The organism is Archaeoglobus fulgidus DSM 4304 (genome assembly GCF_000008665.1).
GTDB lineage: Archaea > Halobacteriota > Archaeoglobi > Archaeoglobales > Archaeoglobaceae > Archaeoglobus > Archaeoglobus fulgidus.
In genome coordinates this window covers 619999-634963 of the sequence record NC_000917.1, presented here as the reverse complement: position 1 = coordinate 634963, position 14965 = coordinate 619999, and the positions used below count along the sequence as shown (strand labels likewise).

General features: G+C 50.1%; 17 protein-coding genes. 10 read left to right on the top strand and 7 right to left on the bottom strand.

From position 1 onward, the window contains the following. The first annotated feature begins 65 nt into the window (after positions 1 to 65). The 6 genes from AF_RS03570 to AF_RS12630 all read left to right on the top strand — a co-directional run bounded on the left by AF_RS03570 (position 66) and on the right by AF_RS12630 (position 4781). Positions 66 to 248 carry a hypothetical protein gene (locus AF_RS03570; protein ID WP_048064271.1) on the top strand — a complete coding sequence of 61 codons (183 nt, stop codon included), beginning with the start codon at positions 66 to 68 and terminating at the stop codon, positions 246 to 248. Between the two features lie 23 nt (positions 249 to 271). Continuing rightward, positions 272 to 1054 carry a sulfide-dependent adenosine diphosphate thiazole synthase gene (locus tag AF_RS03565; RefSeq protein WP_010878205.1) on the top strand — a complete coding sequence of 261 codons (783 nt, stop codon included), beginning with the start codon at positions 272 to 274 and terminating at the stop codon, positions 1052 to 1054. Between the two features lie 68 nt (positions 1055 to 1122). Then, positions 1123 to 1863, top strand: coding sequence for a hypothetical protein (locus AF_RS03560; RefSeq protein ID WP_143274381.1), 741 nt, complete (start codon positions 1123 to 1125; stop codon positions 1861 to 1863). A gap of 41 nt (positions 1864 to 1904) precedes the next feature. After that, positions 1905 to 3293, top strand: coding sequence for an aspartate kinase (locus AF_RS03555; RefSeq protein WP_010878203.1), 1389 nt, complete (start codon positions 1905 to 1907; stop codon positions 3291 to 3293). Next, positions 3271 to 4587, top strand: coding sequence for a DHHA1 domain-containing protein (locus tag AF_RS03550; protein ID WP_010878202.1), 1317 nt, complete (start codon positions 3271 to 3273; stop codon positions 4585 to 4587). Before AF_RS03555 ends, AF_RS03550 begins: the two co-directional genes overlap by 23 nt. Next, positions 4566 to 4781, top strand: coding sequence for a KEOPS complex subunit Pcc1 (locus tag AF_RS12630; protein WP_010878201.1), 216 nt, complete (start codon positions 4566 to 4568; stop codon positions 4779 to 4781). The genes AF_RS03550 and AF_RS12630 overlap by 22 nt, the downstream gene beginning before the upstream one ends. A gap of 14 nt (positions 4782 to 4795) precedes the next feature. Here AF_RS12630 and AF_RS03545 read toward each other — a convergent pair whose 3' ends face one another. From AF_RS03545 to AF_RS03535, 3 genes are all read right to left on the bottom strand, one after another. After that, positions 4796 to 4981 (bottom strand): hypothetical protein, encoded by a 186-nt coding sequence (locus AF_RS03545; protein WP_010878200.1) that lies wholly within the window; start codon positions 4979 to 4981, stop codon positions 4796 to 4798. A gap of 5 nt (positions 4982 to 4986) precedes the next feature. After that, positions 4987 to 5778, bottom strand: coding sequence for a septum site-determining protein MinD (locus tag AF_RS03540; RefSeq protein ID WP_010878199.1), 792 nt, complete (start codon positions 5776 to 5778; stop codon positions 4987 to 4989). 90 nt (positions 5779 to 5868) lie between these two features. Beyond that, positions 5869 to 6954, bottom strand: a complete 1086-nt coding sequence (locus tag AF_RS03535) for an ORC1-type DNA replication protein (RefSeq protein ID WP_048064270.1) — start codon at positions 6952 to 6954, stop codon at positions 5869 to 5871. Positions 6955 to 7041: 87 nt separating this feature from the next. On the opposite strand from AF_RS03535, the gene AF_RS03530 reads away from it, so the two are divergent. From AF_RS03530 to AF_RS03520, 3 genes are read left to right on the top strand one after another with little or no spacing between them, the layout of a single operon-like run. Beyond that, positions 7042 to 7548, top strand: coding sequence for a hypothetical protein (locus AF_RS03530; protein WP_048064269.1), 507 nt, complete (start codon positions 7042 to 7044; stop codon positions 7546 to 7548). Then, positions 7549 to 7809 carry a hypothetical protein gene (locus AF_RS03525; protein ID WP_048064268.1) on the top strand — a complete coding sequence of 87 codons (261 nt, stop codon included), beginning with the start codon at positions 7549 to 7551 and terminating at the stop codon, positions 7807 to 7809. After that, positions 7763 to 9700 carry a type B DNA-directed DNA polymerase gene (locus AF_RS03520; protein ID WP_010878196.1) on the top strand — a complete coding sequence of 646 codons (1938 nt, stop codon included), beginning with the start codon at positions 7763 to 7765 and terminating at the stop codon, positions 9698 to 9700. Before AF_RS03525 ends, AF_RS03520 begins: the two co-directional genes overlap by 47 nt. On the opposite strand, the gene AF_RS03515 is transcribed toward AF_RS03520, so the two are convergent. Beyond that, positions 9677 to 10618 carry a hypothetical protein gene (locus tag AF_RS03515; RefSeq protein ID WP_010878195.1) on the bottom strand — a complete coding sequence of 314 codons (942 nt, stop codon included), beginning with the start codon at positions 10616 to 10618 and terminating at the stop codon, positions 9677 to 9679. The genes AF_RS03520 and AF_RS03515 overlap by 24 nt on opposite strands. After that, a complete protein-coding gene (locus tag AF_RS03510) occupies positions 10615 to 12372 on the bottom strand; it encodes an ASKHA domain-containing protein (RefSeq protein WP_010878194.1) in 1758 nt (585 codons plus the stop codon). The genes AF_RS03515 and AF_RS03510 overlap by 4 nt, the downstream gene beginning before the upstream one ends. Before the next feature lie 48 nt (positions 12373 to 12420). Here AF_RS03510 and AF_RS03505 point away from each other — a divergent pair, with 48 nt between their 5' ends. Then, positions 12421 to 13179 carry a histone deacetylase family protein gene (locus AF_RS03505; RefSeq protein WP_010878193.1) on the top strand — a complete coding sequence of 253 codons (759 nt, stop codon included), beginning with the start codon at positions 12421 to 12423 and terminating at the stop codon, positions 13177 to 13179. 15 nt (positions 13180 to 13194) lie between these two features. On the opposite strand, the gene AF_RS03500 is transcribed toward AF_RS03505, so the two are convergent. Continuing rightward, complete coding sequence (locus AF_RS03500; RefSeq protein ID WP_010878192.1) at positions 13195 to 13767, bottom strand: PH domain-containing protein; 573 nt, start codon at positions 13765 to 13767, stop codon at positions 13195 to 13197. 72 nt (positions 13768 to 13839) lie between these two features. Further along, complete coding sequence (locus tag AF_RS03495; protein WP_010878191.1) at positions 13840 to 14946, bottom strand: 4Fe-4S binding protein; 1107 nt, start codon at positions 14944 to 14946, stop codon at positions 13840 to 13842. Positions 14947 to 14965 lie beyond the last annotated feature (19 nt).

Below are 14965 nucleotides of genomic sequence, written 5' to 3'. Positions count from 1 at the left end.
AAGCGTTATGATAATGCTCATGAGGTCAGTAAAGATTAAATATTTGAATTTAGCAAGCTTGAGCAATGATAGGAGTGCTGATACCTCTGCTGCTCCCCATAGCCCTCTTAGAACTCGTCTCGTTCATCCCAGTCTTGCTTTTTGCCCCGATGTACCTTCTGGGAAGTGTCGTTTCGCAAAGTTCTACGGAATTGGCCGTGAGCCTCATAGGATTCGTGGGGCTGATGTACTACTTTTTGAGGGGCTAAAGCGGGTACGATGAAAGTTATAAATGCCGCTAAAATTTACTGAGGTTATGGAAGCAGAAATCACAAAGGCAATAGTCGAAACCGCTTCGGAGGAATGGGTCGAATACGCGGAGTCCGACGTCATTGTTGTTGGTGCCGGGCCATCGGGGCTAACCGCTGCGAGATACCTTGCGGAAAAGGGCCTTAAGACGCTCGTTCTTGAGCGCAGGCTGAGTTTTGGCGGTGGGATAGGCGGAGGAGGAATGCTCTTTCATAAAGTCGTCGTGGAGAGGGAGGCGAAGGACATCCTCGACGACTTTGGTATCAGGTACACCGAGCACAGAAACTTTCTCGTTGCGGATTCTGCCGAGTTCATGGCAAAGCTCGCCGCAAAGGCCATTGATGCCGGAGCAAAGATAATTCACGGAGTTTCGGTAGAGGACGTTATATTCAGGGACGACCCGCTTGGGGTTAGGGGTGTTTGCATTCAGTGGAGCGCGGTTGAGATTTCTGGACTGCACGTTGACCCGCTTTTCCTGAGAAGCAGGGCTGTTGTGGATGCAACCGGGCATGATGCGGAGGTTATATCCGTTGCTGCAAGAAAGATACCGCTGGAAGTCTCCGTTGTCGGCGAAAGGTCCGCTTACTCCGAAGTTGCGGAGAGGGAAATCGTGGAAAAGACTGGAAAAATCGTTAAAGGGCTTTACGCTGCAGGAATGGCCGTTGCAGCAGTCCATAACCTGCCGAGAATGGGGCCGATTTTTGGCGGAATGCTGCTGAGCGGAAAGAAGGTTGCGGAAATAGTTGCTGAAGACCTGAAGTTATGAGGGTGGTTTACACATCCCCGAGGATTGAGAATCTCCAATTTTTAAAATCGGAGTTCTCGAATTACAGCGTGATAGTTCTCGAAGAGCCGAAAAACGACCTTTTTCACGACGTTCTTGAGGGGAAAATAACGGTGGACCTTTACGTGAGGAAAATCAGCACGCAGTTCCCCCTTTACACGCGAAAGCTAATCGAGATGCTGAAAGAGCTGAAGAGCAGGGAGATAATGCAGGTAGAGCCCTATCTTGAAGAGGTGGAGAGGCTGAAAAATTTCAGCGAGGGGGATGAGAGGGTGAGGGAGATGGAGAAGAGGGTCAATGCTCTCTACATCGATTACACAGAGTCCTTCCTGAAATCTGACTTTGACGAGATCGTTGAAAAGGTTTTGAGGTTCTCCGAGGCTGAAGCTGAAAGAATAATGCTGAGGGACGAAATGAGGGCCAAGGCACTTGATGATTTGGATGAGGCGGTCATCGAGGCTGGAATGAACCACATTAAGCTGGCAGAAATTCTCGATGCTGAAAGTGTGAGGATTCCGGAAATCATTGCTGAAAGGCTTGGAACTAGGTACCTCGAAAATCCGGGGGAGAAATTGCTGAAAGCGTTCATCTTTGAAGAGGATGACGACCTGAGGCTTCTTGCGGCCAGAAATTTAATATTCACATCTCTGCTGGAAAAAAGGGAGATGGAGCCCGATTTTGATGGGGACTATCCCCACTTCACGCACGAGCAGAAGCTGGTGAGGTTCGTCGATAAACTTGATTATGAAAAATGTAGAAAGCTCTTTTACAGGTTCTGGAGCCCCAGATAGCTCAGCAAGATTTATATTTCTTGCTTAGGGCAGGAAATAGGATGAGAATCGTAATGAAGTTCGGAGGAGTGAGCGTTAAAGATGGGGAAAACATTTACCATTGCGCTAATCTCGTTAAAAAGTTCTCGGAGGGAAATGAAGTTGTAGTCGTTGTCTCAGCGATGCAGGGTGTGACTGATGCACTTTTAAAGGCCGCGCACCGCTGCTGCTCTGAACCATCTGCCGGATTCATCAAGATGTTCATCGCGGATATGATGAAGAGACACTACGAGGCGATCGAGTATGCGGTCAGGAACGACGAAATCAAGGCAAAGGTGATTGCAGCTGTAGAGCGACTTCTTGATGAGCTTGAAAAGGTTCTCCTCGGAATCAGCTACCTTGGCGAGCTTACGAGGAGAAGTGAGGACTATATAGTCTCCTTCGGCGAGAGGCTCTCAGCTCCAATATTTTCAGCAGCCCTTCTTTCCCTCGGCGTTGATTCTGTAGCTCTCACTGGAGGGGATGCAGGAATAATCACGGACAGGAACTTTGGGAGGGCAAAGCCGCTTCCCGGGGTTTACACAACAATCAGAAACAGGCTTGAGCCTTTGCTGACGATAAAGAAAACTATTCCCGTCGTTACGGGCTTCATAGGCGCAACGGATGACGGCAGCATAACAACCCTCGGCAGAGGAGGGAGCGACTACACCGCAACAATACTCGCCGCAGCCCTTGACGCGGACGAGGTGTGGCTGTGGAAGGAAGTTGACGGAATAATGACCTGCGACCCCAAGTACGTGCCCAATGCGAGGGTGATTCCGGAGATATCCTATCAGGAGGCAATGGAGCTGTCCCACTTCGGAGCAAAGATACTTCACCCGAGAGCCTTGGAGCCGGTGATGAGGAAGAACATTCCAGTAAGAATCAAGAACACCTTCAACCCCGATGCTCCGGGAACCGTGATTGGCCCGACAACGAAGGATTCAAGCGAGATAGTGAAGGCTTTAAGCCTCATTCCGCAGGCGGGGATAGTCAACGTCAGCGGTGCGGGCTTCGATTTTGCGGAGATAATGTCGGAGGTTTTTGGCAGACTTGCTGAGGAGAGGGTAAACGTCATTATGGTAGCTCAGAGCTCCTCAGAGCTGAATCTGTCGATAGTGGTCGATATCCGGGACTTGGAGAAGGCCTACAACGCCCTGAAAAGCTTGGAAAACGGCGTGATAAAGGTCGAAAAGATTCCCTACATAGCGGTCGTGAGCGCAGTTGGTTCGGGAATGGCTGGAACGCCGGGCGTTGCAGGAAAGATTTTCTCAGCGCTTGGCAAGAACGGAATAAACGTAATAATGATCAGCCAGAGCTGCTCTGAGTACAACGTTTCGTTCGTCGTTGACGGTAGCGATGGCGTTAATGCTGTGAAGGTAGTGCACGATGAGTTCGGGCTCGGCAATTAACCTGCTGAGGGAGAGGGCAAGGAGGGCTGCCGACCTCGTTGCAAGGCACGACTTCATCAGAATATACACACACCATGATGCAGATGGAATCTCAGCTGGTGCGATCATAGCCAAAGCCCTCCTAAAGGCGGGTAAGGCCTTTCACATCACTTTTCTGAAGGGTCTGAACGAGCCCTTTGAGTACGAGCAGGGAGAGCTTCTGCTCTTCGCCGATATGGGGAGTGGTTATGCTGATTTAATCTCGCAGGTTGACACGGATGTTGTCATACTAGACCACCACATCCCCAACGGGGAGATAAGGCCGAAGAGGAATCTTGCCCACGTCAACCCCCACCTCGTGGGCATGGACGGAACCTTTGAACTATCGGCAAGCGGCGTATGCTACTTCTTTGCCAACGAGCTCGGGAGGAACAGGGAGCTGGCATCTGTAGCTTTGATCGGCGCCCTCGGAGACAAGCAGAGGATGGTTGGGGGTAACGAGGAGATTCTGAGAAACGGTTTGGAGGCTGGAGTGGTTGAGGAGAGAAAAGGGGTGAGCCTCCCGTCGGGGAAGCTGCGCGACGTGCTGGTCCAGAGCCTGGAGCCGTTTCTCGACTTCTACGGAAAGGAGGAGGAGCTTGAGGAGTTTCTTGAGAAGGCGAGGCTCGATGGAGACAAGGAGTTTGATGAGCTTAGCGACGAGGAGATCAGGCGACTCGCTGACGCGATAGTGCTGAGACTTCTAAAGATGAATGCCTACACGGGCATATTCAGCCAAATCGTTGGAAAAAGGCTGATTCTGAAAAACCTGCTCATCAAGAATGCTGTTACGGCTGTCGATGTTGTAAACTCCTGCGGGAGGATTGGGGCTATGAGCACGGCCTTAGCCATGCTTCTCGGAGACGTGGAGGCGATGAACAGAGCCATCAGGATAAACAACGAATACGTCATTCAGACTCTTGAAGAGCTCAAAAAATGGAGAAATGAGGTTAAAGAAGGCTTCTGCATAAGGTATCTGGTTATGGAGAACGGGCTCTCCGCGAGTCCGATAGCGACCATATTTTCCCGCTACGTTTTCACAGACAAACCCCTGATCGTCGTCAACATCAAGAATGAGTACGCGAAAGTTTCCGCGAGAACTAACGAGGCTCTGGCTGAGAGAGTTGACCTTGCGGAAGTAATGAGGCTTGCAGCCGAGAAGGTTGGGGGAAGAGGAGGGGGGCACAGGGTTGCAGCGGGAGCGAACATCACGCCGGATAAAGTCGAAGAGTTTCTGAAGGAGGTTGACAGGCTTTGCTGTGCCATGCTCGCTTAGAAGTAGAATCCAAAGACCCTGAGGCTGTTGTGAAGGCTCTCAAGCCAGACGACCCCGAGTGGTGCAGCTGCTGGGCTGATAACCGCATCGTGATAGAGGTCAGGGTTGAGAAAATCGGAACTCTTCTCTCCGCCTTGGATGATTACCTCATGAACATAAAAATGTGTGAAGGAGTTCTTGAGGTTCTCGGCTGATTCAAACGCCGATTTTAAAGCTCACCCTTCATCCTCTCAAGTCTCGACCTGATTGCGGTAAGCTCCTCCTTCGTCACGCTCACTCTTGCCCCGACCTCGCGCAATTCTCTGTTTAATTCTCTCACTTTTTTTAGGAGCAGCAGGTTCAGAGCTATGCTGATGACCAGCAGCAAAACAAGCAAATACTCGAGCACGTCCATAACCCTCACCTTCTTCTGAATATTCTAAGCATTTTTGCAAGAGCCCCCTCCTTCTTTTTCTCCTTAACCTCTGCCGGGACCTTCTTCTTCGCCCCTCCGGCAATGTAGTTTGCAAGCTCCACTATGGCTCTTGCCGCGGGGGAGTTGGGGGACCTCAAAACGACGGGCTTACCGTAAGCCGCGGCCCTCCTAACCTCGGGGTCTTCGGGAATAAGCCCGATAACCTTTGCTTCGAGAATCGCCTCTATCTCGTTTTTTGCCATCTCAATGCCGAGCGTTGTGATTCTGTTAACGACGACTCCGAGAACCTTGGTGCCCAGCCTCTCCGCTACTATCTTAGTTTTCAAACCGTCGGTAATCGAGGAGATTTCGGGATTGACAACGAGAAGAAGCTCCTGAGCCGCGGCTATGGCTATAACGGCGCTCCTCTCAAGACCCGCAGGGGCGTCGAGAAGCAGTATGTCCGTGCTTTCCATAATTTGCGTGAGCACGTCCTCAAGCTTCTCAGGGTTTGCCTTTCTGAGCCCCTCGAGGCTCACACCAGCAGGCACGACCTTCACGCCACCCGGCCCGACGTATATTGCTTCATCAATTCTCGCCTCTCCAGCGAGCACGTTCTGCAGGGTGACAGGTAAGCCTTCCATTCCAAGAATGAGCTCCAGATTTGCCATTGTTATGTCTGCATCCACTATTGTGACGTCGTGCCCAAGCTGAGCGAGAGCCACACCCAGATTTGCCGTTATCGTCGTTTTTCCCGTCCCGCCCTTTCCTGAGGCAACCGTTATGGTTCTGACCATTGTAACCCCTCCATCCTAATACTCATTATGACCTTACCATATTTAAATATTTTGTAATGGCAAGGCAAAATTGCAATTTCAGCTTTGAAACTAAATCAGCTGCATCGCCCTATCAACAACCTCTGCATCGTATTTTCCCTGCACATATCTCGTCTTGCCTCTCCCCTTTTCTCCGAAGGAGATTTCAATCAGCTTCAGCCTTTCGAGCTTTTCGAGGATGTTGTAGTACTTTCTGTAGCTCATCTTAATTTCGCTGCACACCTGCTCGTAAAGGTCGCCGGTTGAAATTGCGTTCTGGGAGTATATCATTCTGAGAACTGCCCTCTCCTCGCTGTTAAGGGCCGTGAGAATCTTTGCTATGAATGAAAGGGACTCTCCGGCGTGGGCGACCTCAACGTCCCTCTCCTCAACCTTTCTGCTCCCCCTGCTCTCCGCGTTCATTCCCGCAGCCTTTAGGAGGTATATTCCGTACCTGACATCACTCGCCCTGTATGCGAGCTCAACAACTCTTCTGAATGCCCCGTCATCGAAAACCCCTTCGTAAAATCCGTGCTCGACCCTTTTCCTCAAAATTCCCTCAATCTCCGCATAGCCGTACGAGGGGTAGTGTATCTCCATGTAGTGGAACGATGCCCCCACGAAGGGGTCGAGTAGCAGGGGGAACTTTACATCGGTGGCTGCTGCAACTATTCCCACCTTAACTCCGTACTCGTCTGGAGCCTTCAGGATTTCGTAAAGAATCTCGTTGGCGTAATTCTTTCCGAGGAAGTTTATGTCGTCGAGAACGACCAAAAGGGGCTCGTCAAGGTTGCTCCAGACTCTGTCCATCAAAACCGTTTTGCTTATCCCGGATGGCGGGGACTGCTGTCCCAGAACGTCCTGAAAAATTTTGGAGAAGACTTTGTAGGGCTCCTTGAACCTCGGGATTCGTATGTAGGAGTAAAGCAGCCCCGTTTCTCTCTCAGCTTCTCTGAGAACGTACCTTATCGTCGAGGTCTTTCCCGTTGACGGCGGTCCGAGGCAGAATGCGTTAATCGGGGACGAGTTGAGCATTGCTGGCTTTATGCACGACACAAGCTGCCTGATCTGGCCGTCCCTGAACAGCAACTCGTCCGGAATGTAGTCAGGGTCGAAGACCTCCGGATTTTTGAAGAGCGTCTCATCCCACGAGAGCATTAATGTAAAGGAGACGTTAATATGTATAATCCTTTTCACTTGCATCCGGGGGTCGAAGTTTATATTGACCTTGGAGCATTACCTACTATGATTGAGGTACTTTCGGTTGAGGTGTATGGAGGGTTCAACGCTGTAGCCGCACCGTTGGAAGTGTGCCTTGACTTTTTGAACGGCTACAGAAGCAGATTTCCAGCGCTATACGTGTGTGGAAACAGCTCAAAGGCTCTGGATGGTATCAGGGGGAACTTCAGGGTGAGGAGAGGCTTTACAATTCACCAGCTAATAGAGATTCTCCTCAACGCCTATCAGGACATGATATTCATCGAGCACGACGCACTACTCTTTGAGGACTGCGATTTCCACACCCTTGAGGACTTCGTAATGCTTCTGAGGCAAATAGGGAGGGACAGAACGGTCGTTTACTTCACAACCAATCGAGACAGAATCTTTGACTTTCTAACCACGCTCGCGGACCGCTACATCCTCGTTGAGGCTGAGGAGGGTGGGTACTTCATAGCGGAAGTTGATGAGAAGGGAATAAACCAGCGCTTCTATCCGAAGATGGTTGGACAGCTCACGCTGGAGGTGTTCTGAATGGGAAGGAGCGTTTCAAGCGTTAGAATGGGGGTAAAGAGGATTGCAGAGCGGTGGGAGAGGACTGCAAAGGCTATGAAGAAGGAGGAAAGCCTTTACGCCATAAAGCTTGCCGGCATGGTCAGGAAGCACAGCAGCGAGGCGTTTTACACCTTCGATGACCCACTGGAAGCGGCGATCTTCTCCGTGCTTGTTGAGCTCCTGAAGGAGCTTGATGGAAATGTGGATACTGGACTGCGCGCCTTCGGGAAGGGGGATTGACCTCTGGATCAAGAAGGAGAACGGAAAAGTTGTCAGGAGAAGTTTCAGGTTTGAAAATTACTTTTTTCTGCATTTTCCCGACAGAGCTCTCCACGTTGAGCTTTTAGAGGCTCTGGAAACTCGCTACAAAGTTGAGGAGTGCACTTTCAAAACAATTTACGGTGAAATTGAAGGATACAGAATTTACGCCGGGAGGAAGGTTGCGGAGATGATAGAGAGGCAGGCAAAGGATGCTAAGCTCTTCAACGTTGACGTTAGGCTGGAGCAGAAATTCATGGCCAGAAAAAGGATTTTTCCGTGCTCTCACGTTCTCGAAGACGTTTCGGAAAGGTTTGAGGCTGACTTCGACCTGCCGTTTGAAGTTCTAAGGGTGGGTGTTAAGGGAGATGTCTTCAAACCCGAGGTCGAGGAGATGAGCATAAACGGGAAGAGAATTGAGGGCAGCGAGAAAGAGCTGTTAGAGGAGCTTTCCGGTGCGATGGAGGACATGAATCCCGACATCGTTGTGATGGAGGATGCGGATTTCTGGATGCAGCATCTCGGCTTGAAGGCGATGAGCAGAACCGGAAGATTTCGGAAGCTCTCTCAGAAGGTTTACTGGAGCTACGGCAGGGCGAGATACAGAAAGCAGGCCCTGATACCGGAGGGAAGAGTTCTCATAGACTCGAACTCCTTCAACTTCAGGGAGGGTGGGCTTAGGGGAGTTCTACTCGCCTCAAGGATATCCGCCATATCCCCAAACCACGCATCCCGAATCACACCCGGCTCGCTCATCTCGCTTTACGAGGTCTTTGAGGCGCTGATGAGGGGCATTGCGGTGCCATTCAGAAAGAGCGACGCTGAGAGGGTTAAGAGCATCGAGGAGCTGAGATTCTCGGACAGAGGCGGGATGATTTTCCAGCCCGAACCCGGAATTTACGAGAACGTCTGGCAGCTCGACTTCACGTCCATGTATCCGTCGATAATTGTGAAGCACAATCTCTCACCAGAGAGCATCGGAAAGGAGGGGAGGGGATTCCTGGCGGAGGTGCTCGAGCCCCTTCTCAGGCTGAGGATAAAGACGAAGAGCCTTAAGAGGAAGGATTCCCGCTATGCGGGAGTGGACTCAATTCTCAAGTGGATGCTCGTCACTTGCTTCGGCTACACCGGCTACAGAAACGCCAAGTTCGGCAGAATAGAGGTTCACGAGGAGATAAACAGAATCGGAAGAGAAATTCTTATAAAAACAAAGGAAATTGCGGAGGAGCTAGGCTTTAAGGTTCTTCACGGGATAGTTGACTGCTTGTGGGTTAGGGGTGAAGACATCGGCAGCTTCCAGGCGAGGGTTGAGGAGGAAACGGGCCTGCTGACCGAGGTGGAGAAGTTCGACTGGATAGTCTTTCTTCCGATGAAGGACGGCAGTGGAGCGTACAACCGCTATTACGGCAGGCTGAGCAGCGGAGAGATGAAGCTCAGGGGGGTTATGGCTAGAAGGCGTGACGTACCGGAGTACGTGAAAAGAATGCAGAGGGAGTGCTTTGATGTTATGAAAAGAGCAAGAAGCGCTGGCGAGCTTCTCAGGCTTTTCCCCGAGCTGAGACGGATTTACGAGAGATATGCCGAGAACATAAGAAGGGCGAGGCCTGAGGAAATGATTATCAGAAAGGTTGTTGGAAAGGCGGAATACGGAAAAAAGCTGCTGGAATCTTCGGCAATCAGAGAGTACAGAAAGGCAGGAATTGAAATCAAGCCAGGGATGGTTGTGGAATACGTGGTTGCTGACTCCAAGAGGAAGGTCGTCAGTGTGAGGAACCACTCGTATTTTGACGTCAGATACTACAGAAAACTGCTCGATAAAGCGTGGGAGGAGCTGAGCTGGTTTTTAAAGTCATCTCATCAAGAATTTGATTAGAATCGAGGCAAAAACAATGGTGCCGTAGGCAGTTCCTGCAAGAAGGAAAAGCATTGCAGCAGGAAAGGCCTTGAATGAGGAGGTGATAAGGAAGGCAGTCAGATAGACGAGGAAGCAGGCAGCAAAAAATCTTCTCTCACCTTTTTTCTCGCTTGTCTTGCTCTCAGGTTTACAGCTTTTGATGTTTATTATGAGATAGAAGAGAAGCAGGTAGAAAAGCCAGACGACCAGCTGGCCCGAAAAGCTTCCCATTTTGTCGAATCTCAGGGCAAAGGTCCAGAAAAGGTAGAGGATTATCAGGGCGAAGGTTAGCAACTTCAAAACCCTACCGCTGGGCATTATATCCTCAATCTTCCTCTTTTCCAGCAGGAAGGATGGGGTTAGAATGGTGAAGAAGCTCAGCAGAGCAACCCAAAACATAGACGGAGGAGTGTTGACTGACTGGTTGAGTCCGGCCAATGCTGCTAAAAGCAGGGCAAACTTCTTTCCAGCTTTTTGCATCAGTGGAAACTGCTTTGCTGCGTTCAGCAGAGTGTTTGAGCTTGTGTAGATGTACTCTGCAATCAGCAGAGGTAAAATGAAGGCAAAAATTGGATGCCAGAAGAATACGAGAACAGCAAACTGAAACCAGTAGATTCCCAGAAACTGGAAGGCGTCTGGCCCCCAGTAGGGGTTCCAGAGAACCTTTGTGATGTAGGCCTCATACATCCCGAAAACGCAGCCGAAAAGAAAGAGCCTCTGCCAGTTCACACCCAGCCGGAAAAGCCAGCCACCCAGAACGAGAGCGTGGAGGGAGTAGAGAGGAAAAATCACCCCAATTCCCCATGCATCAAACACACCTGCAGGATGGGATGATGAGAGCACTTCTGCAAGAGTTGAGGATAGGAAGCCGATAAGCAGCCAGTATAGCGCTTTCATACATACTTTGCGTAGGTTTCGGGAAAGAGTTCAGGCCTTCCCGGAAGTGAGAGAGCAGCCCTGTATTCCTCAACAAAGTCCGCATCCGTTGAGAGGTCAAAGTAGGCGAAGGCGTTTGCAATTGTCTCTGCAAGCTTCCTTTTTCTCTCCGACACGAGGGCGAGGTATGCTCCAGCAAGTGAGCCGTTGCCTATCTGCTTTACCTCCGCTTTCAGTTCGGGGAATAAGCCAATTGTAACGGCATTATCAAAGTTTATGTAGTATCCAAAGGCTCCCGCAATGTAAAACTCGTCTATATCCTCAAGTCCCAGACCAGCTTTCTTTATCAGCACCGCTATCCCCGCACACACCGCAGCTTTGGATTTAAGCAAAGTTTCGACATCCTTTTCGGTGAAAACGATGTCTTTGGCTGTAGCGGACTTTTCAGCCTCAACCACAACAAATTCGTAGCCATCCTCTCCCCTCCTAACTCTCGGATGCTTTTTGTTCATCGCCCCGGTAGCGTCGAGAATGCCGTTCTTGAACATCTCCGCCATCAGGTCAATTAGCCCACTACCACAAATGCTCCTCGGCTTTCCATTGCCAATTACAGTGTACCTCACCTCCTCGCCCTCAATTTCAACGTGGTCTATCGCCCCTTCAACCGCCCTGCTTCCGTGCTTGATTTCGTAGCCCTCAAAGGCCGGCCCGCTCGCCACGCTCGTCGCCATTGCCCAGCCCTCACTCCCCACAACAATCTCCCCATTGGTTCCGAGGTCAACCATCAGCGAAATGGTGGCAGAATCGACAATTCTTGAGGCGAGAATGTCGCCAACAATGTCACCGCCAACAAATCTGCCCACTGGAGGCAGGCAGAAGAGCTCGGCGTTGCTGTTCACCTTCAATCCAATTTCTGAGGCATTTACTACAAAACCCTCCCTTTCTACTTTTACATCGGGAGAGGAGAAAAGGTACTCCACGTCCTTCCCCACCAGAAAGTGGGTCATTATTGTATTTCCTGCGGCAACAACATCATAGATTCTGTCAGGCGTTGCGTAGCCCTCCAGAAGTTTGTCAATGAGCTTGTTTATCGACTCCACCACAGCCCTCTGCAGAACCTCAACACCATCCTTCCTGCTTCTTGCGAACTCAACCCTGCTGAGCACCTCCTCACCGTAAATAATCTGCCCGTTGTAGTCTGATGCTACATTCACCACCTTCCCATCCTTCAAATCCACAAGAGCTGCTACAATAGTCGTTGTGCCCACATCAACAGCCAGCCCAAAGGCTTTCTCGTCGGGAAGGACATCGATAACCTCCTTACCCCTCACAACAAGCCCGAAATCGCCCTCCTCCACGTCTGTGCTGCAAGCAAGCCTCAACCCCTTCTGCGACAAAACTTCAGGAAGGAAAGCGTCGCTGCAGAACTCCACCTTCACAACCGGGTTGAACTCTTTGGAGGAGATGAAGAAGTCCTTGAGGATTTGCTGCCTTTCCAGCCTCGATTCAGGAGGAATGAAGACCTCAACATCACCTTTGACTGCAGTCTGGCAAGCGAGGTAGTATCCCTTTTCCCTGACAAACTTCTCGTGAGCCTCCTCACTTAAAATCTCCACATCTCCCTTCCTTACCACCACTAAACACTTACCACAACTCCCTTTTCCGCCGCATAAGCTTCTAATTCCTTCACCAATTTCCTGAGCAGCAGAGAGAATGGTTTTACCTTCATCAACCTCAGCACGCTTGCCTGAAGGAAGGAAAGTGATAATCGGCATGCTTAAAGACAAACTAAAAGTTATAAATCCCTTTTCCCAAAATTGTTTATGGACATTGCAATGGTTTACTCTGACAGATTGCTTTCTCCCCAGATTCCTCCCTCAAGAAAGCTCAGAGTTTTGAAGGAGGTCGAAATAAGGCTTATTGAGGGTGAGGAGCAGGAAGTGGAAGAGCTAATCATGCAGATTCACTCTGAAGAGTATTTTAGCAGAATTAGAAGTCACCCCTTCTTTGAAAATGCTGTTGAGAATGTGAAGTGCATACTTACTGGCCTTAAGGCGTTGAAGGATTACGACGCTGTGATAGTTCCTGTTACCACCGCGGGACATCTGGCAGAGCAGAGCAGAATGAGGGGCTACTGCCTTCTGAATGGTCTGGCAATAGCTGTTAAGGCGGCTGAAAGCTACGGACGAATTGCTGTTATTGAAACTGACGCCCACCACGGAAAGGCCTCAATTGTTTCGGAGGAAAGAGCAACATTCTTCTGCATCGGCAGAAGGGAGTGTGAGATTTCCGAAGACCTTAGATGTGTTCTCGGAAGGAGGATGGGGAAGGATTACGTGAAGTCCTTCGAGGAGTTGGTAGAGAGAGTTAAGGAATACGACCCAAATCTTGTCATCTGGTATCTCGGGCTTGATTTGGACAGCAGAGAGTATGCGGAAATGCCATTCGGGAGAGAGGAGTGGGAAAAGCTGGTGAAGAACTTCATGAAAATGGCCGAAGGAAGAAAGAGCCTGATAATGCTTGCTTTAGGATTGAGGGATGATGTGCTGAAAGACATCGTTGGGTTGTTTGCGGGTTGGTAGAGTTCAGCAATCAAGCTAAATCTGGTCAAGCAGCTTTCTTTTCTTCTCTTCGAATTCCTCTCTTGATATTACTCCACTTTCATAAAGCTCCTTCAGTTTTCTGATTCTCTCTATTGGATCCTCCTTCGGAGCCGCTTTGGCGACAGCTTGCGGATAGGTGCGTGTAATAAACTCCTTCGGCTTGCTCAGCTCAAGCTCGAATCCGAGAATCCCCTTCCGTTTCTGAATGGAGACCGGCTCCACGGCAATCGCGTTGATAGCATCCCTAATCGCTTCAATAGCCTTTTCAGCCTCATCTTTCTCCATCCACGTCAAAACTATTTCCTCTCCCTCCTCATTTCGAATGATGAACTTTGCTCCGATTTTTCCCTTTTTGAAATGCACAAATTCGAGTTTTTCGTATGGAATATCAATCAGGTCGTATCTGCCAAGAATTTTTTGGTCAAGGTAGATGATACGCCTGTCCGTTACAATCAGGTATTTCGGCTTCAGCTCGGTGTAGAGCTTCTTCTTAACGCTGTAAAGCACGTCTTCGCCCGGGTAAAGGTTTTCCAATATTTCGTCGGGAAGTTCCGCCAACCAAACCACCTCTTTCTGAGAAATTAAATATCAAACCATTTAAAAATTTCTCACATTTCGGTCAATGTTAATGGGGAAAAATCAGAAAAGCCCTGAAGGGTCTCTTCCCTTGTCAGCCAGCAGCTCCTGAACGTAGGTCATTCCATCTGGCAGCTCAAGCAGCTCATCCCTCTCAACCAGCTCAATTGCCTCCATCGGGCATGTTGGCACGCAAACTCCACAACCCAAACACTTTTCAGCATCGACGCTGGCTGGCTCTCTGTTAATCTTTGCCTTTATTGCCTTCATCGGGCAGCGGAGCATGCAGATGCCGCATGCAATGCATCTTGAGGTGTCAACAGTGGCAAGGTAGCTGGAGTGGGCGATGGTGTTCGGATGCTTTGCCTCGTGAACGGCTTTGAAGAAAACACAGCAGTCGCTGCAGCAGTTGCAGATTGTTGCCACGTGCTTTGACCTTTCTGTGAGATGTACTAGCCCCTCCCTGTTGGACTGCCTCAGAATCTCTATTGCTTCATCAGCAGAAATTCTCCTTCCAAGCCCGTGCTCGACCATGTATTTGCCAACGGAGCCCATGTGGATGCAGTTCTCAATGCTGTGCCTGCAACCCTCCCCAACAAGCCTCGCCATAACTCTGCAGGGGCAGTAACCCACAGCAATGTAATCTCTCTCCTTCACAAGCTTTACTGCATCCTCGTAGGGCAGAATCTCCGATTTCTCTGAAATGGTGTCCCTTTCGGGCAAAGCTCTCATTATCGGGTGCTCTCTATCACCAATCTCGTCCAGAAATCCCTCTTTCCTGTACTGACTCCAGAGCCTTGCGAGCTTCTCTTGCCTTGGATCCTTGCCGGGGCCGGGCCAGAAGGGAGTCTCCGCAAAGCCCACTATCACTGGAAAGAGGCGGTAGTATGTTTGGCCGTCCTTTTCACCCTTCCAAACCGTCCCCTTTTTCGCCATCTCATTCAGAATCTTCTCCACATATTCCAAGCTTTTCCCCGTCCTCTCGGCAAGCTGCTCTGCTGTAAACCTGATGAAGGGCATGTGAACTGCAATCTTCGCCTCCTCCTCATCGAAAAGCACACTCAAAAGCTCCTTTTCGACACCGCTTACAGTTTTTGGTAAACCTATGGGTGCCTTATTCAGCTTCTCCCTCAGCTTCTCGTATATTTCGAGATGGTGCGAGTGGTGCATGCTTTCACCTCATAGCCTT

What these genes read in the sequence shown, in the direction of transcription:
- AF_RS03565 (WP_010878205.1), top strand. Translation starts at nt 272, where the DNA reads ATGCCGCTAAAATTTACTGAGGTTATGGAAGCAGAAATCACAAAGGCA.
- AF_RS03515 (WP_010878195.1), bottom strand. Translation starts at nt 10,618, where the DNA reads ATGAAAGCGCTATACTGGCTGCTTATCGGCTTCCTATCCTCAACTCTT.
- AF_RS03545 (WP_010878200.1), bottom strand. Translation starts at nt 4,981, where the DNA reads ATGGACGTGCTCGAGTATTTGCTTGTTTTGCTGCTGGTCATCAGCATA.
- AF_RS03550 (WP_010878202.1), top strand. Translation starts at nt 3,271, where the DNA reads ATGAGTTCGGGCTCGGCAATTAACCTGCTGAGGGAGAGGGCAAGGAGG.
- AF_RS03525 (WP_048064268.1), top strand. Translation starts at nt 7,549, where the DNA reads ATGGGAAGGAGCGTTTCAAGCGTTAGAATGGGGGTAAAGAGGATTGCA.
- AF_RS03495 (WP_010878191.1), bottom strand. Translation starts at nt 14,946, where the DNA reads ATGCACCACTCGCACCATCTCGAAATATACGAGAAGCTGAGGGAGAAG.
- AF_RS03555 (WP_010878203.1), top strand. Translation starts at nt 1,905, where the DNA reads ATGAGAATCGTAATGAAGTTCGGAGGAGTGAGCGTTAAAGATGGGGAA.
- AF_RS03535 (WP_048064270.1), bottom strand. Translation starts at nt 6,954, where the DNA reads ATGCTCTCGTGGGATGAGACGCTCTTCAAAAATCCGGAGGTCTTCGAC.
- AF_RS03510 (WP_010878194.1), bottom strand. Translation starts at nt 12,372, where the DNA reads ATGCCGATTATCACTTTCCTTCCTTCAGGCAAGCGTGCTGAGGTTGAT.
- AF_RS03505 (WP_010878193.1), top strand. Translation starts at nt 12,421, where the DNA reads ATGGACATTGCAATGGTTTACTCTGACAGATTGCTTTCTCCCCAGATT.
- AF_RS03530 (WP_048064269.1), top strand. Translation starts at nt 7,042, where the DNA reads ATGATTGAGGTACTTTCGGTTGAGGTGTATGGAGGGTTCAACGCTGTA.
- AF_RS03540 (WP_010878199.1), bottom strand. Translation starts at nt 5,778, where the DNA reads ATGGTCAGAACCATAACGGTTGCCTCAGGAAAGGGCGGGACGGGAAAA.
- AF_RS03570 (WP_048064271.1), top strand. Translation starts at nt 66, where the DNA reads ATGATAGGAGTGCTGATACCTCTGCTGCTCCCCATAGCCCTCTTAGAA.
- AF_RS03520 (WP_010878196.1), top strand. Translation starts at nt 7,763, where the DNA reads ATGGAAATGTGGATACTGGACTGCGCGCCTTCGGGAAGGGGGATTGAC.